The following is a 14,964-nucleotide window of genomic DNA, read 5'->3' on the forward strand; positions in this document are numbered from 1 at the left end:
GCGACGCCTTCCTCTGCACATCCCGAGCCGACGGACATTGATCTGTTCGTCCGGCTCCCCCTGATTCCGCCGCCGCGCGCGGTACCCGCGCCGCGCGCCAGCGGCGTCCCGCATGTTGGAACGAACTGTCCCGGTTCCCGAGAACCGTTCCATCATGTAACCTGCACGAAATTTTGAGCAGAGGGCCAGCGTCGTCCCTCGGCACCTGCTATATGCCACTGACGACGACGGGAGAGCCGATGCGTACGCCGCGCCAGCCGTCCCAGCACTCCACGAATGGCCAGAAGTGGTCCTTCATGGATGCTCGCCCTGCTGCGCAGGGAATGTACGACCCCCGCAACGAGCATGACGCGTGCGGCGTCGGCTTTGTCGCGACCCTCACCGGCGAGGCGTCCCATACCCTGGTCGAACAGGCCCTTACGGTTCTGCGCAACCTGGAGCACCGGGGTGCCACCGGCTCCGAGCCCGACTCCGGCGACGGCGCCGGAATCCTCTCCCAGGTACCCGACGCCTTCTTCCGCGAGGTGGCCGGATTCAAGCTGCCCGAGGCCGGCGCCTACGCGGTCGGCATCGCCTTCCTCCCGGAGAACGGGACCGAGGACGCCGTCTCGCGGATCGAGACGATCGCCGCCGACGAGGGCCTGACCGTCCTCGGCTGGCGCGAGGTGCCGGTCGCCCCCGAGCTCCTCGGCGCCACCGCCCGCTCCACGATGCCCGCCTTCCGCCAGGTCTTCGTGACCGACGGCGCGAGCAAGGGCATCGACCTCGACCGCAAGGCGTTCGTGCTGCGCAAGCGCGCCGAGCGCGAGGCCGACGTCTACTTCCCGTCGCTGTCCGCGCGGACCATCGTCTACAAGGGCATGCTCACCACCGGTCAGCTGGAGCCCTTCTTCCCGGACCTGTCCGACCGCCGGTTCGCGTCGGCCATCGCGCTGGTCCACTCGCGCTTCTCGACCAACACCTTCCCGAGCTGGCCGCTCGCCCACCCGTACCGCTTCATCGCGCACAACGGCGAGATCAACACGGTCAAGGGCAACCGCAACTGGATGCGCGCCCGCGAGTCCCAGCTGGTCTCCAGCCTGTTCGGCTCTGCCGACAACGGACGCGGCGGCTCTGCCGACAACGGACGCGGCGGACCGCAGGAGACGCTGGAGCGGATCTTCCCGATCTGTACGCCCGAGGCGTCCGACTCCGCCTCCTTCGACGAGGTCCTGGAGCTGCTCCACCTCGGCGGCCGCTCGCTCCCGCACTCCGTGCTGATGATGATCCCGGAGGCGTGGGAGAACCACGACTCCATGGACCCCGCCCGGCGCGCCTTCTACCAGTACCACTCCACGATGATGGAGCCCTGGGACGGCCCGGCCTGCGTCACCTTCACCGACGGCTCCCAGGTCGGTGCCGTGCTGGACCGCAACGGTCTGCGCCCCGGCCGTTACTGGGTCACCGACGAGGGGCTCGTCGTCCTCGGCTCCGAGGTCGGCGTCCTCGACATCGACCCGTCCAAGGTCGTCCGCAAGGGCCGCCTGCAGCCCGGCCGTATGTTCCTCGTCGACACCGCCGAGCACCGCATCATCGAGGACGACGAGATCAAGGCCCAGCTCGCCGCGGAGAACCCGTACGCGGAGTGGCTCGAGGCCGGCGAGATCGAGCTGTCCGACCTGCCCGAGCGCGAGCACATCGTGCACACCCACGCCTCGGTCACCCGCCGTCAGCAGACCTTCGGGTACACCGAGGAGGAGCTGCGCGTCCTCCTCGCGCCGATGGCCAAGGCCGGCGCCGAGCCGATCGGCTCCATGGGCACGGACTCGCCGATCGCGGCCCTGTCCGAGCGCCCCCGGCTGCTCTTCGACTACTTCACCCAGCTGTTCGCGCAGGTCACCAACCCGCCGCTGGACGCCATCCGCGAGGAGCTCGTCACCTCGCTGCGCTCCTCGCTGGGCCCGCAGGGCAACCTGCTGGAGCCCACGGCCGCGTCCTGCCGGTCGGTCACCCTGCCCTTCCCGGTGATCGACAACGACGAGCTGGCCAAGCTCATCCACATCAACGCCGACGGCGACATGCCCGGCATGAAGGCCGCGACCCTCTCGGGCCTGTACCGGGTGAGCGGCGGCGGTGAGGCGCTGGCCGCCCGCATCGAGGAGATCTGTGCCGAGGCCGACGCCGCCATCGACAACGGCGCCCGCCTCATCGTCCTCTCCGACCGCCACTCGGACGCCGAGCACGCGCCCATCCCGTCGCTGCTGCTCACCGCGGCCGTCCACCACCACCTCATCCGCACCAAGGAGCGGACCCACGTCGGTCTGCTGGTCGAGGCCGGTGACGTCCGCGAGGTCCACCACGTCGCGCTGCTCATCGGCTTCGGCGCCGCGGCCGTGAACCCGTACCTCGCGATGGAGTCCGTCGAGGACCTCGTCCGCGCGGGGACGTTCCTGTCGGACATCGAGTCCGAGAAGGCGATCCGCAACCTCATCTACGCCCTCGGCAAGGGCGTCCTGAAGGTCATGTCCAAGATGGGCATCTCCACCGTGGCCTCCTACCGCGGTGCCCAGGTCTTCGAGGCCGTCGGTCTCGACGACGCCTTCGTGGAGAAGTACTTCAACGGCACGGCCACCAAGATCGGCGGCGTCGGCATCGACGTCATCGCCAAGGAGGTCGCCGCCCGCCACGCCAAGGCGTACCCGGCCTCCGGCATCGCCCCGGCGCACCGCGCGCTGGAGATCGGCGGCGAGTACCAGTGGCGCCGCGAGGGTGAGCCGCACCTGTTCGACCCGGAGACGGTCTTCCGCCTCCAGCACTCCACGCGTGCGGGCCGCTACGACATCTTCAAGAAGTACACCGAGCGCGTGAACGAGCAGTCCGAGCGTCTGATGACGCTGCGCGGCCTGTTCGGCTTCAAGAAGGACCGCGGGCCGATCTCCATCGATGAGGTCGAGCCGGTCTCCGAGATCGTCAAGCGCTTCTCGACCGGCGCCATGTCGTACGGCTCGATCTCCCGCGAGGCGCACGAGACGCTCGCCATCGCCATGAACCAACTGGGCGGCAAGTCCAACACCGGTGAGGGCGGCGAGGACCCGGAGCGCCTGTACGACCCGGCGCGCCGGTCGAGCATCAAGCAGGTCGCGTCCGGCCGCTTCGGCGTGACGTCCGAGTACCTCGTCAACGCGGACGACATCCAGATCAAGATGGCCCAGGGAGCCAAGCCCGGAGAGGGCGGCCAGCTGCCCGGCCACAAGGTGTACCCGTGGGTGGCGAAGACCCGGCACTCCACGCCGGGTGTGGGGCTCATCTCCCCGCCGCCGCACCACGACATCTACTCCATCGAGGACCTGGCCCAGCTGATCCACGACCTGAAGAACGCGAACCCGCAGGCGCGGATTCACGTGAAGCTGGTCTCGGAGGTCGGCGTCGGTACGGTCGCCGCGGGTGTCTCCAAGGCGCACGCGGACGTCGTACTGATCTCGGGTCACGACGGTGGTACGGGTGCCTCCCCGCTGACCTCGCTCAAGCACGCGGGCGGTCCCTGGGAGCTCGGCCTCGCCGAGACCCAGCAGACGCTGCTGCTCAACGGCCTGCGCGACCGTATCGTCGTGCAGACCGACGGCCAGCTGAAGACCGGCCGTGACGTGGTCATCGCCGCGCTGCTCGGCGCCGAGGAGTTCGGTTTCGCGACCGCGCCGCTCGTTGTCTCCGGCTGCGTCATGATGCGCGTCTGCCACCTGGACACCTGCCCGGTCGGCATCGCCACCCAGAACCCGACCCTGCGGGAGAGGTTCACCGGCAAGGCCGAGTACGTCGTGAACTTCTTCCAGTTCATCGCCGAGGAGGTCCGCGAGGTCCTCGCCGAGCTGGGCTTCCGCTCCATCGAGGAGGCCGTCGGCCATGCCGAGGCGCTCGACGTGACCCGCGCGGTCGACCACTGGAAGGCGCAGGGCCTGGACCTGGAGCCGCTGTTCCACGTGCCCGCCCTGCCCGAGGGTGCGGTGCGCCACCGGATCGTCCCGCAGGACCACGGTCTGGAGAAGGCGCTCGACAACGAGCTGATCAAGCTCGCGGCGGACGCGCTGTCCGCTTCGGACGCGACGGACGCCCAGCCGGTGCGCGCCCAGGTCAAGGTCCGCAACATCAACCGCACGGTCGGCACCATGCTCGGCCACGAGGTGACGAAGAAGTTCGGCGGGGCCGGTCTGCCCGACGACACGATCGACATCACCTTCACGGGCTCGGCGGGCCAGTCGTTCGGCGCCTTCCTGCCGCGCGGTGTGACGCTGCGCCTGGAGGGCGACGCCAACGACTACGTCGGCAAGGGCCTCTCCGGCGGCCGGGTGATCGTCCGTCCCGACCGGGGCGCCGAGCACCTCGCCGAGTACTCGACGATCGCGGGCAACACCATCGCGTACGGCGCGACCGGTGGCGAGCTGTTCCTGCGCGGCCGTACGGGCGAGCGGTTCTGCGTCCGCAACTCCGGCGCCCTGGTGGTGTCCGAGGGTGTGGGCGACCACGGCTGCGAGTACATGACCGGCGGCCACGCGGTGGTCCTCGGCGAGACGGGCCGTAACTTCGCGGCCGGCATGTCCGGCGGCATCGCGTATGTGATCGACCTGAACCGCGACAACGTCAACGTCGGCAACCTGGGCGCGATCGAGGCCCTGGACGACACCGACAAGCAGCGGCTGCACGACGTGGTGCGCCGCCATGCCGAGGAGACCGGCTCGACGGTCGCCGAGAAGCTGCTCGCGGACTGGGACGCGGCCGTGGAACGCTTCAGCAAGATCATCCCCAGCACGTACAAGGCAGTGCTCGCCGCCAAGGACGCCGCCGAGCGAGCTGGTCTCTCCGAGACCGAGATCACCGAGAAGATGATGGAGGCGGCGACCAATGGCTGATCCCAAGGGCTTCCTGAACCACGGCCGCGAGGTCGCCACGTCCCGCCCGGTCGGCGAGCGCGTCAAGGACTGGAACGAGGTCTACGTCCCCGGTTCGCTGCTCCCGATCATCTCCAAGCAGGCCTCGCGCTGCATGGACTGCGGCATCCCGTTCTGTCACAACGGCTGCCCGCTGGGGAACCTGATCCCGGAGTGGAACGACTACGCGTACCGCGAGGACTGGGCGGCCGCGTCGGAGCGCCTGCACGCGACGAACAACTTCCCGGAGTTCACGGGCCGTCTGTGCCCCGCTCCGTGCGAGTCGGCCTGCGTGCTCGGCATCAACCAGCCTGCGGTCACCATCAAGAACGTCGAGGTCTCGATCATCGACCAGGCGTGGGAGACCGGCGACGTCGCCCCGCAGGCGCCCGAGCGCCTTTCCGGCAAGACGGTCGCGGTCGTCGGGTCCGGTCCCGCGGGTCTCGCTGCCGCCCAGCAGCTGACCCGGGCCGGTCACACGGTCGCGGTGTACGAGCGCGCGGACCGTGTCGGCGGCCTCCTCCGCTACGGCATCCCCGAGTTCAAGATGGAGAAGCGGCACATCAACCGCCGTATCGAGCAGATGCGCGCGGAGGGCACCCGCTTCCGCACCGGCATCGAGATCGGCCGCGACCTCAAGGCGACGGACCTGCGCAAGCGGTACGACGCGGTCGTGATCGCCGCGGGCGCCACGACGGCCCGTGACCTCCCCGTCCCCGGACGCGAGCTCAAGGGCGTCTACCAGGCGATGGAGTACCTGCCCCTGGCCAACAAGGTGCAGGAGGGCGACTACGTGGCGCCCCCGATCTCGGCCGAGGGCAAGCACGTCGTCGTGATCGGCGGCGGTGACACGGGCGCGGACTGCGTGGGCACGGCCCACCGCCAGGGCGCGGCCTCGGTGACCCAGCTGGAGATCATGCCGAGGCCGGGTGAGGAGCGTGCCGGGCACCAGCCGTGGCCGACCTTCCCGATGCTCTACAAGGTAACCTCGGCCCACGAGGAGGGTGGCGAGCGCCTCTACTCCGTCTCGACCACCCACTTCGAGGGCGACGAGGACGGCAACGTCCAGTGGCTGCACCTCATCGAGGTCGAGTTCGTCGACGGCAAGCTGACCCAGAAGCCGGGCACGGAGCGCCGGATTCCCGCCCAGCTGGTGACGCTGGCGATGGGCTTCACGGGCACGGACCGCGAGAACGGTCTCGTCGACCAGTTCGGCCTGGACCTCGACGAGCGGGGCAACATCGCCCGCGACGCCGACTTCCGGACCAACGTGCCGGGCGTGTTCGTGGCGGGCGACGCCGGCCGCGGCCAGTCGCTCATCGTCTGGGCCATCGCGGAGGGCCGCTCGGCGGCGCGCGGGGTGGACCGCTTCCTCACGGGCGCGAGCGACCTGCCGGCACCGATCCGGCCCATGGACCGGGCGCTGATGGTCTGAGAGCCCGCACGAGAACGGTGACCTGACGGTCACTCATATACGTCCCGTACAACGGCGTACGGAACACGCGACGCCCACCCCTTGTCCCCGACCGGACGTTGGGTGGGCGCCGCATTTCTTCGCCCGCGCCGCCCTTACCCGTCCCGTAGTACCCAGGGGCGCCGCCCCTTCGCCCCCAAGGGGCTCCGCCCCCAGACCCCCGCTCCTCAAACGCCGGAGGGTCTGAAATGTGCGGGCCGGGCTGGGAGCTTGCCCGGCGGGGCCGGGATCTTCCGCCGGGGGTTTTCGGCCGAGGCCAGGCACCACCCAGCCCGTCCGGCGTTTGAGGACGAGGCCGTTCAGGCCGACAAGCAGGGGTCTGGGGGCGGTAGCCCCCAGGGAAGGGATGGGACGGGTAGGGGCGGCGGGGGCGAAAACACCCCTGTGGCTACTCCGCCACCCGGAACGTCTCCCCGTACACCTGCCACACCAACGGCGTCCGCAACTCCGGGTTCCCGTCGTAAACGAACCGCCGCTGAGCCGTATCGATGCGGGTCGTGTCGAGGTCGGGGTCAGCGGACTTCATGGACGTGCGGCGGATGTCGAGGAAGACATCCAGGTACACCTTCTCGCGGCCGCCCTCCGCCGGCGTGTCCGCCTCCTGGAGGGCACGTTCGCGGAGGCCGTAGAAGCCGTCGGGGCCGGTGCCGGGGCCGTGGTGGACCATGGCGTCGTAGTACACGAACTGGCCGAGCGTGCCCAGGCCGTCGAGTTCGGCGAGGCGGACCGCGGGGTCGAAGTAGACGCGGTCGCGTTCGGAGTCCTGGGCCTTACGGAAGGCCGGGGCCTTCGCCTCCGCCTGCCAGGCCTTGGTGAAGCCGGGGGCGAGGCCTTCGTGGGAGTCCGTGCCGTCCACCTCGCGCAGCGCGGGGAGATACGCGGCGAGGCCGTCGTGCGGGTGGGACTTCGTGTGGCGCTCGACCAGGACGCGCAGGTCGTTGGTGCCGGTGCAGAGGCCGATGATGCCCGCGGTGCAGCCGCAGCCGTCTCCGGCATCCTCGATGGAGCCGTACGTGGTGCGCCAGTCGAGGGTCGAGTTCTCGGCGCTCGCCACCAGTTTCTGGGCCAGTTGCTTCTTGTCGGGGGCGGCCAGGCCCGGGGGCGCCGCGGCGATCACTTTCTCGTCAGCCTCGCGTTCGGCCTCGGCCTCGCGTTCGGCCTTTGCCTCGGCCCTGGCCTTGGCGTCCTGGCGGGCCTGCTGGGACGCGGACACCAGGCTTCCTGGGGAGTCCGGGGCCGAGGACTCGGGCGTGAAGACGTGGACCGCCGCCGTGATGACGAGCGGGGCGGCGGCGAACAGGCCCCGCGCGTCTCGGGCGTCGTCCCGCGTCTCCCGCTGCCGTGCCTCAGGCCGTTCCGTTCTTCAACGCCGACGCCATCCCCACCGCCAGAAGCACCAGTACCGCCAGCAACGCCACGCACGCCCCCGCCTGCACCAGCGTGCGGCGGTCGCCGCGGGGTGCGTACGCGAAGGCGAGGGCCACCGCCGAGCCCGTCAGCAGGCCGCCCAGGTGGCCCTGCCAGGAGGTGATCGCCGCGGAGAGGACCAGCCACAGGAGCAGGCCCGCCATGAAGCGGTTGACGCTCCCCGGGTCGGCACCGAGGCGGCGGGCCAGGACGTAGTACGCGGCGCTCACCCCGAAGAGCGCCCCTGACGCCCCCACCGTGCTCGTGGTGGGTGCCAGGAGGAGGACCAGGACCGAGCCGCCCAGCGCGGACAGCCCGTACAGGGCGAGGTAGCGGGAGCGGCCGAGCTGCGACTCCACCACCCGGCCCACGTTCCACAGCGTGACCATGTTCATCACGATGTGCAGGATCCCGAACGTGCCCTGCGTGGGCGGCAGATGGAGGAACGCGCCGGTGAGCAGACGGTCCCACTCGCCGTTCACGACGCCCTCGGGCGCGAAGCCGGCGGGGTAGGTGTCCTGCCAGACGTAGTGACCGCCGTCCGGGCCCGTCAGCCCCGCGCCCAGCATCGAGAAACGGTCCAGGATCTCCGGGCGGACCACCTCGGCCAGGTAGGCGAGGACGTTCAGGGCGATGAGGGCGTACGTCACGAGCGGCCCCGTGGTGATACGCCCGCCGAACACCGTGCGCGCCTCCCGGACCGACCGGGCGCCCTCCCGTACGCACTCCACGCACTGGTGCCCGACGGCCGCCTCCCGCATGCAGTCCGGGCAGATGTACCGGTCGCACCGCGTGCAGCGGACGTGGGACTCCACCTTGGGGTGGCGGTAGCAGGTGGTGACGGCGGACTCGGACGGCGAATCGGGTTCCACTGCCGGCTCCTTGTGGGTGCGGGTCTGACGGTGAGCCGGTGGGGACGGCGGCGAACAAAATACGGCGGCGAACAAAATAGCGAACACCGGTGACCGGCGTGAGGGACGGGGGTGGTGTGGCGATAGCCTCGGCGTCCCGTACCAGCCCCGAAGGAGCCCGCATGGCCGCGATCAGCCTCAGCAAGGTCGAGGAGACCGCGCCCGCACTCGTCAGCCTCTACAAGACCGCCGGTGTCAGTCTCGCGAAGCACGGGCTGAACGGGCAGCGGGCGGCCGTCTACCTCGTCGTCGACCACTCCGGGTCGATGCGACCGTACTTCCGGGACGGCAGCGTGCAGGCGCTCGCCGATCGCGTGCTCGGTCTGTCCGCGCACCTCGACGACGACGGGACCGTACCCGTCGTCTTCTTCTCCACCGACGTCGACGCCGTCGCCGACATCACCCTCGCCGACTACCGGGGCCGTATCGAGCGCATCGTGGCCGGGCTCGGTCACATGGGGAAGACCAGCTATCACCTGGCCATGGACGCCGTCATCGACCACTACCTCGACAGCGGTTCACAGGACCCCGCCCTGGTCGTCTTCCAGACCGACGGCGGGCCGATCAGCAAGCCCGCTGCGGAACGGTATCTGTGCAAGGCGGCCCGGCTGCCGCTGTTCTGGCAGTTCATCGGTTTCGGGGACCCGGACAGCAAGCAGTTCGACTTCCTGCGCAAGCTCGACGAGCTGGCGGTGCCGGGCAAGCGCGTCGTCGACAACGCCGGCTTCTTCCACGCCGGTTCGGATCCCGGGCAGGTCTCCGACGGGGAGCTGTACGACCGGCTGGTGGGTGAGTTCCCGAAGTGGCTGGTGGCGGCGCGGGCCCAGGGGATCGTGGCGTAGGGCCCTGAGTGCGCCCCGGGATCGCGGTGTGAGCACGCACGAGGATTCGCCGTGTGAGCGGTGTGACAGAAGTGGGGAGAGGGCCCCATTTACATCGTCGGCCGTGCGTGCCACCCTGAGGGCAGCCGACGGGAGGGCGGGCGACGACGCATGGACGGCGCGCGATCGGTCAGCGGGAAGGGCGGCGGAAGAGGCGCCGCGACGGGCAACGGGGAGCGGCTCGCGGACTGGGCCGACGGACGCCTGGGGGTCTACGCGCCGGCGAAGGCCAACCTGCGCAAGGTGTTTCCGGACCACTGGTCCTTCATGCTCGGCGAGGTCTGCCTCTACAGCTTCCTCATCCTGATCCTCACGGGCGTCTACCTCACGCTCTTCTTCGAACCGAGCGGCGTCGAGGTCGTCTACAACGGCTCGTACGAGCCCCTGGGCGGCGTCATCATGACCAGGGCGTACGAGTCCACGCTGGAGATCAGCTTCGATGTGCGCGGCGGGCTGCTGATCCGGCAGATCCACCACTGGGCCGCGCTCGTGTTCGTCGCCGGGATGCTCGTGCACATGATGCGGGTGTTCTTCACGGGTGCGTTCCGCAAGCCGCGCGAGGTCAACTGGCTGTTCGGCTGGACCCTGTTGATGCTCGGCCTCATCACCGGCCTGACCGGCTACTCGCTCCCCGACGACCTGCTCTCCGGCACCGGCGTCCGGTTCGCACAGGGCGCCATCCTGTCGGTCCCGGTCGTGGGGACGTACCTCTCCTTCTTCCTCTTCGGCGGGGAGTTCCCCGGGCACGACATCATCTCGCGGTTCTTCCCGATCCATGTGCTGCTGCTGCCCGGGATCATGCTGGGTCTGGTCGTGGCCCATCTGATCCTGGTCTTCTACCACAAGCACACGCAGTACCCCGGGCCCGGACGGGACCAGAAGTCCGTGGTCGGCATGCCGTTCATGCCGGTGTACATGGCCAAGGCCGGCGGCTTCTTCTTTCTTGTCTTCGGCGTGCTGTCGTTGATGGGGGCGATCGCGACCATCAACCCCGTGTGGGCCTTCGGACCGTACCGGCCCGACCTGGTGACGACCGGCGCCCAGCCCGACTGGTACCTCGGCTTCTCCGAGGGGCTGATCCGGGTGATGCCGGGATGGGAGATCAACGCCTTCGGCCACACGCTGGCCCTGGGTGTCTTCATCCCCTTCTCGCTCTTCCCGCTGATCATGCTGGCCATCGCCGTTTACCCGTTCATCGAGGCGTGGATCACCGGGGACAAGCGCGAGCACCACATCCTGGACCGGCCGCGCAACGCCCCCGTGCGGACCGCGCTGGGCGTGGCCTGGCTCAGTCTGTACGGGGTGCTGCTGATCGGCGGCGGCAACGACGTCGTGGCCACCCATCTGCACCTGTCGATCAACTCCATCACGTGGTTCGTACGCATCGGTTTCTTCGTGGTGCCGGTACTCGCCTTCGTCGTCACCAAGCGGATCTGCCTGGGGTTGCAGCGCCGGGACCGCGACAAGGTGCTGCACGGGAGGGAGACCGGCGTGCTCAAACGGCTGCCGCACGGCGAGTACGTGGAGGTCCACGCGCCGCTCTCGCGGGAGCAGTTGCACACGCTCACACAGCACGATCAGGTGCCGCCGTACGAGATCGGGCCGCGCGTCGACGCGAACGGCGTCGTCCGCCGGGTCAAGGGTGCCCAGCGGCTGCGCGCCCGGCTCGCCCGGGCCATGTACGGGCCCGACAGCCACATCCCGAAGCCGACCGCCGAGGAGTACCGGGAGCTCACGAGCGGCGACCAGCACCACTGAGCACCACCTCCCGGCACTCGCCCGGTGTGCCCCACGCCGTGCGCAGGGCACGGGCCTTGGTGAGCCAGAGCGAGAGGTCGTACTCGGCGGTGTAGCCGATCGCGCCGTGCAGTTGCAGGGCCGTGCGTGCGGTCGCGTACGCGGCCTCGCAGGCGGTGACCTTGGCGGCGGCCACGTCGGCCGGGTCCAGGGTGACCGCCGCGCCGAGCACCAGCGGGCGCGCGAACTCCAGCGCCACCTTCGCGTCGGCCAGCCGGTGCTTCACCGCCTGGAACGAGCCTATGGGCACGCCGAACTGGGTCCGCTGCCGCACATACGCCACCGTCCTGTCGAGCAGCGCCAGCCCGACCCCGAGCGCCTGCGCGGCGGTGGCGAGCCGGGCCCAGAGGAGGGCGTGGGTGAAGGGGGTTGAGGCTGCGAGGAGTTCGCCATCGGGGTGCAGGAGCGTGAGGCGGCGAGCCGGGTCCAGGGAGCGGCGGACGGGCCCGTGTCCGGGGGCGAGACGCAGTGCGCCGTCGGCGGTCAGGGACAGACGGGCCGTGGCGGTGTCCCCGTCGAGGGCGTACGACCCGGAACGCGCCACGGTCGCCGTCGACTCGCCCGTCACCAGTGCCGGGACCAGACGCTTGGCGGGACCCGGGTCGTCCAGCCCGGTGAGCAGAACGGTCGCCGTCACGGTCTCCACCAGCGGGCCCGGCACGGCATGCCGCCCCAACGCCGTGAAGGCGACCACGAGTTCGACAGGCAGCGGGCCCACGCCCTCGTACGCCTCCGGTGCGGCCAGCGCGAAGACCCCTGCCTGACCGATACGGCGCCACAGAGTGCGCCCCGCCACGTGATCACCGCGACTCCAGCCACGTATCACCGACGGTGTGTCCGCGGCCGTCAGCATCGCGTCCAGCGAGTCGGCGAAGGCCCGCTGCTCAGTGGTCAGGAGGAAGCGCATCTAGCGGCGGCCCTTCGGGAGGCCGAGCAGGCGCTCGGCGATGATGTCGCGCTGGATCTCGTTCGTGCCGGCGTAGATCGGGCCCGCCAGGGAGAACACATAGCTCTCCGACCAGTCCGTGTCCGCCTGCTCGCCCTCCCCGCCCAGGAGATCGAGGGCCGCCTCCTGCACGGCGATGTCGTACTCCGACCAGAAGACCTTGTTCAGGCTGGACTCGGGGCCGAGCCGCTCACCCGCGGTGGAGCGGGAGGCGGCGGCGTAGGTGAAGAGCTGGTAGGCGCGGGCTCCGATCAGGGCGTCGGCGACGCGGTCACGGGCGAGCGGGTCCCGGCCACGCTCCCGCCAGAGCGCGGCCAGGCGGTCGGCGGCGGCCATGAAGCGGCCGGGGGAGCGGAGCGTGAGCCCGCGCTCGTCGGCGGTCGTCGACATGGCGATACGCCAGCCCTGGCCCGGCTCACCGATCACGTCCTCGTCGGGCACGAAGACCTCGTCCAGGAACAGCTCGGCGAAGGCGGGCCTGCCGTCGAGGCGGCCTATGGGGCGGACCGTGACACCGGGCGCGCGCAGGTCGAACATCAGGTAGGTGAGCCCCTGATGAGGCGATGGGGGTACCGCCCGCGCGAGCGAGGCCGAGCGTGGGGGAGTTTCCGGCTCGCTGCGGAACAGGCCGAACGCCCGGTCCGCGAACGCCGCCCGCGACGACCACGTCTTCTGCCCGCTCAGGTGCCAGCCGCCGTCGGTGCGCACCGCGCGTGAGGTGAGCGAGGCCAGATCCGAACCGGCCTCCGGCTCCGACCAGGCCTGCGCCCACACCGTCTCACCCGTTGCCATCGGCGGCAGCACACGCGCGCGTTGCTCCTGCGTGCCGTGGGTGAAGAGCGTGGGGGCGAGGAGACTGATGCCGTTCTGACCGACCCGGCCGGGGGCGCCCGCTGCGTAGTACTCCTCCTCGAAGACCAGCCAGCGGAAGATGTCGGCCTCTCGGCCCCCGTACTCCTCGGGCCAGGACACCACCGACCAGCGGTCCGCCGCCAGCTCGGCCTCCCAGGCGCGGTGGGCCGCGAAGCCCTCCTCGGTCTCCAGTGAGGGCAGCGGCTCGGCCGGCACATGGGCGTCGAGCCAGGCGCGGGCCTCGGCTCGGAACGACTCGTCGGCGGGGGAGAGCGTCAGGTCCACGGTCACCGTCCTTCGCTGTCATGCGTCGCCGTTCTTCCCTAACAACTGTTTGGTAGATTAGCGTGGCCCTATGACAGACGTCGAGAGTCCGGCGTACGTGCCCGGTCACGGACTGTTGCGAGGGCGCACCGCGGTGGTCACGGCGGCCGCGGGGGCGGGGATCGGCGGGGCCACCGCGCGCCGGTTCCTGGAGGAGGGCGCGCGGGTCCTGATCAGCGACGCGCACACCCGGCGGCTCAAGGTGTACGAGGAGGAGCTGGCCGGGGAGTTCGGCGAGCACGCCGTCGGCGCGCAGCCGTGCGACGTCACCGACGAGACCCAGGTCCAGGGGCTCTTCGACGCCGCCCGGAGCCGGCACGGCGGGCTCGACATCGTGGTCAACAATGCGGGCCTCGGCGGTACTTCGCCCCTCGTCGACATGACCGACGAGCAGTGGTCGCGCGTCCTGGACGTGACGCTGAACGGCACGTTCCGCTGCCTGCGGGCCGCCCTGCGGGCCTTCCGCGAGGCAGGCGCGAGCGGCGGCCGCGGCGGAGTCATCGTCAACAACGCCTCCGTGGTCGGCTGGCGCGCCCAGGCCGGACAGGCCCACTACGCCGCCGCCAAGGCCGGCGTCATGGCGCTGACCCGGTGCGCGGCCGCGGAAGCCGCCGAGTACGGGGTACGGGTCAACGCGGTCTCGCCGAGCCTCGCCATGCACCCCCACCTGGTGAAGGTGACGACCCCGGAACTGCTCGCCGAGCTGACCGCCCGCGAAGCCTCCGGGCGGTATGCCGAGCCCTGGGAGGTGGCCAACGTGATCGTCTTCCTGGCGTCGGGGTACTCGTCCTACATGACCGGCGAGGTCGTCGCCGTCAGCAGCCAGCACCCTTAGGACCACAATGTGTCCGTGCCTACCAAGAAGAAGCCCCAGGTGACCGCCGCACCGGAACGGCGGCGCGAACTCCTCGACACCGCCGCCGAGGTCTTCGCCGAGCAGGGCTACAACGCCACCACCGTCCGCAAGATCGCCGATCACGCGGGGATGCTCGCGGGCAGCCTCTACTACCACTTCGACTCCAAGGAGTCGATGCTGGAGGAGATCCTGCGGACCTTCCTCGACGAGCTCTGGGACGGCTACGACGCGGTCCTGGGCGACGAACTCGGGCCCCGGGAGACCCTGGAGGCCCTGGTTACCGAGTCCTTCCGGGAGATCGACCGGCACCGCGCCGCCGTCGCCATCTACCAGAAGGAGTCCAAGCAGCTCGCCCCGCAGGAGCGCTTCGCGTTCCTCGCCGAGTCGCAGCGCAAGTTCGAGAAGGCGTGGCTGTCCACGCTGGAGCGCGGGGTCGCCGCCAAGGTCTTCCGGGCCGACCTCGACATCCGGCTCACCTACCGGTTCGTGCGCGACACCGTGTGGGTCGCCGCGTCCTGGTACCGGCCCGGAGGGCAGCACAGCCCGGAGGAGATCGCCCGCCAGTACCTGTCGATGGTGCTGGACGGAATCGCCGTACGCGAATAGCTGTTTCAG

At 70.3% G+C, this 14,964-nt stretch carries 10 protein-coding genes; 6 read left to right on the forward strand and 4 right to left on the reverse strand.

Features of this window, described 5'->3' with window-relative positions; genetic code table 11:
* Positions 1 to 239: 239 nt before the first annotated feature.
* Positions 240 to 4,883: a glutamate synthase large subunit gene (gene gltB / locus E0500_RS32875; RefSeq protein ID WP_131563426.1), complete on the forward strand. Its 4,644-nt coding sequence runs from the start codon at positions 240 to 242 to the stop codon at positions 4,881 to 4,883.
* The gene (locus tag E0500_RS32880) at positions 4,876 to 6,336 is read left to right on the forward strand and encodes a glutamate synthase subunit beta (RefSeq protein ID WP_131563427.1); all 1,461 of its coding nucleotides are present in this window, start codon (positions 4,876 to 4,878) and stop codon (positions 6,334 to 6,336) included. Before gltB ends, E0500_RS32880 begins: the two co-directional genes overlap by 8 nt.
* 427 nt (positions 6,337 to 6,763) lie before the next feature.
* Here the strand turns inward: E0500_RS32880 and E0500_RS32885 are convergent, their stop codons facing one another.
* Complete coding sequence (locus E0500_RS32885; RefSeq protein WP_131563428.1) at positions 6,764 to 7,675, reverse strand: chitosanase; 912 nt, start codon at positions 7,673 to 7,675, stop codon at positions 6,764 to 6,766.
* 46 nt (positions 7,676 to 7,721) lie between these two features.
* A complete protein-coding gene (locus E0500_RS32890; RefSeq protein WP_131563429.1) occupies positions 7,722 to 8,654 on the reverse strand; it encodes a rhomboid family intramembrane serine protease in 933 nt (310 codons plus the stop codon).
* A 161-nt stretch (positions 8,655 to 8,815) separates the two neighbouring features.
* Here E0500_RS32890 and E0500_RS32895 point away from each other — a divergent pair, with 161 nt between their 5' ends.
* Both E0500_RS32895 and E0500_RS32900 read left to right on the forward strand, forming a co-directional pair.
* Positions 8,816 to 9,535 (forward strand): VWA domain-containing protein, encoded by a 720-nt coding sequence (locus E0500_RS32895; RefSeq protein WP_131563430.1) that lies wholly within the window; start codon positions 8,816 to 8,818, stop codon positions 9,533 to 9,535.
* Between the two features lie 150 nt (positions 9,536 to 9,685).
* The gene (locus E0500_RS32900) at positions 9,686 to 11,332 is read left to right on the forward strand and encodes a cytochrome bc complex cytochrome b subunit (protein ID WP_131563431.1); all 1,647 of its coding nucleotides are present in this window, start codon (positions 9,686 to 9,688) and stop codon (positions 11,330 to 11,332) included.
* Here E0500_RS32900 and E0500_RS32905 read toward each other — a convergent pair.
* Both E0500_RS32905 and E0500_RS32910 read right to left on the reverse strand, forming a co-directional pair.
* A complete protein-coding gene (locus tag E0500_RS32905) occupies positions 11,307 to 12,278 on the reverse strand; it encodes an acyl-CoA dehydrogenase family protein (RefSeq protein ID WP_131563432.1) in 972 nt (323 codons plus the stop codon). The genes E0500_RS32900 and E0500_RS32905 overlap by 26 nt on opposite strands.
* Complete coding sequence (locus tag E0500_RS32910; RefSeq protein WP_131563433.1) at positions 12,279 to 13,454, reverse strand: acyl-CoA dehydrogenase family protein; 1,176 nt, start codon at positions 13,452 to 13,454, stop codon at positions 12,279 to 12,281.
* Positions 13,455 to 13,524: 70 nt separating this feature from the next.
* On the opposite strand from E0500_RS32910, the gene E0500_RS32915 reads away from it, so the two are divergent.
* On the forward strand, positions 13,525 to 14,328 hold the full coding sequence (locus E0500_RS32915; RefSeq protein ID WP_131563434.1) for an SDR family oxidoreductase: 804 nt from the start codon (positions 13,525 to 13,527) through the stop codon (positions 14,326 to 14,328).
* A gap of 15 nt (positions 14,329 to 14,343) precedes the next feature.
* The gene (locus E0500_RS32920; RefSeq protein WP_131563435.1) at positions 14,344 to 14,955 is read left to right on the forward strand and encodes a TetR family transcriptional regulator; all 612 of its coding nucleotides are present in this window, start codon (positions 14,344 to 14,346) and stop codon (positions 14,953 to 14,955) included.
* The last annotated feature ends 9 nt before the right edge of the window (positions 14,956 to 14,964 follow it).

The organism is Streptomyces sp. KM273126 (assembly GCF_004337435.2).
GTDB lineage: Bacteria > Actinomycetota > Actinomycetes > Streptomycetales > Streptomycetaceae > Streptomyces > Streptomyces acidicola.

What these genes read in the sequence shown, in the direction of transcription:
- gltB (WP_131563426.1), top strand. Translation starts at nt 240, where the DNA reads ATGCGTACGCCGCGCCAGCCGTCCCAGCACTCCACGAATGGCCAGAAG.
- E0500_RS32880 (WP_131563427.1), top strand. Translation starts at nt 4,876, where the DNA reads ATGGCTGATCCCAAGGGCTTCCTGAACCACGGCCGCGAGGTCGCCACG.
- E0500_RS32895 (WP_131563430.1), top strand. Translation starts at nt 8,816, where the DNA reads ATGGCCGCGATCAGCCTCAGCAAGGTCGAGGAGACCGCGCCCGCACTC.
- E0500_RS32900 (WP_131563431.1), top strand. Translation starts at nt 9,686, where the DNA reads ATGGACGGCGCGCGATCGGTCAGCGGGAAGGGCGGCGGAAGAGGCGCC.
- E0500_RS32905 (WP_131563432.1), bottom strand. Translation starts at nt 12,278, where the DNA reads ATGCGCTTCCTCCTGACCACTGAGCAGCGGGCCTTCGCCGACTCGCTG.
- E0500_RS32915 (WP_131563434.1), top strand. Translation starts at nt 13,525, where the DNA reads ATGACAGACGTCGAGAGTCCGGCGTACGTGCCCGGTCACGGACTGTTG.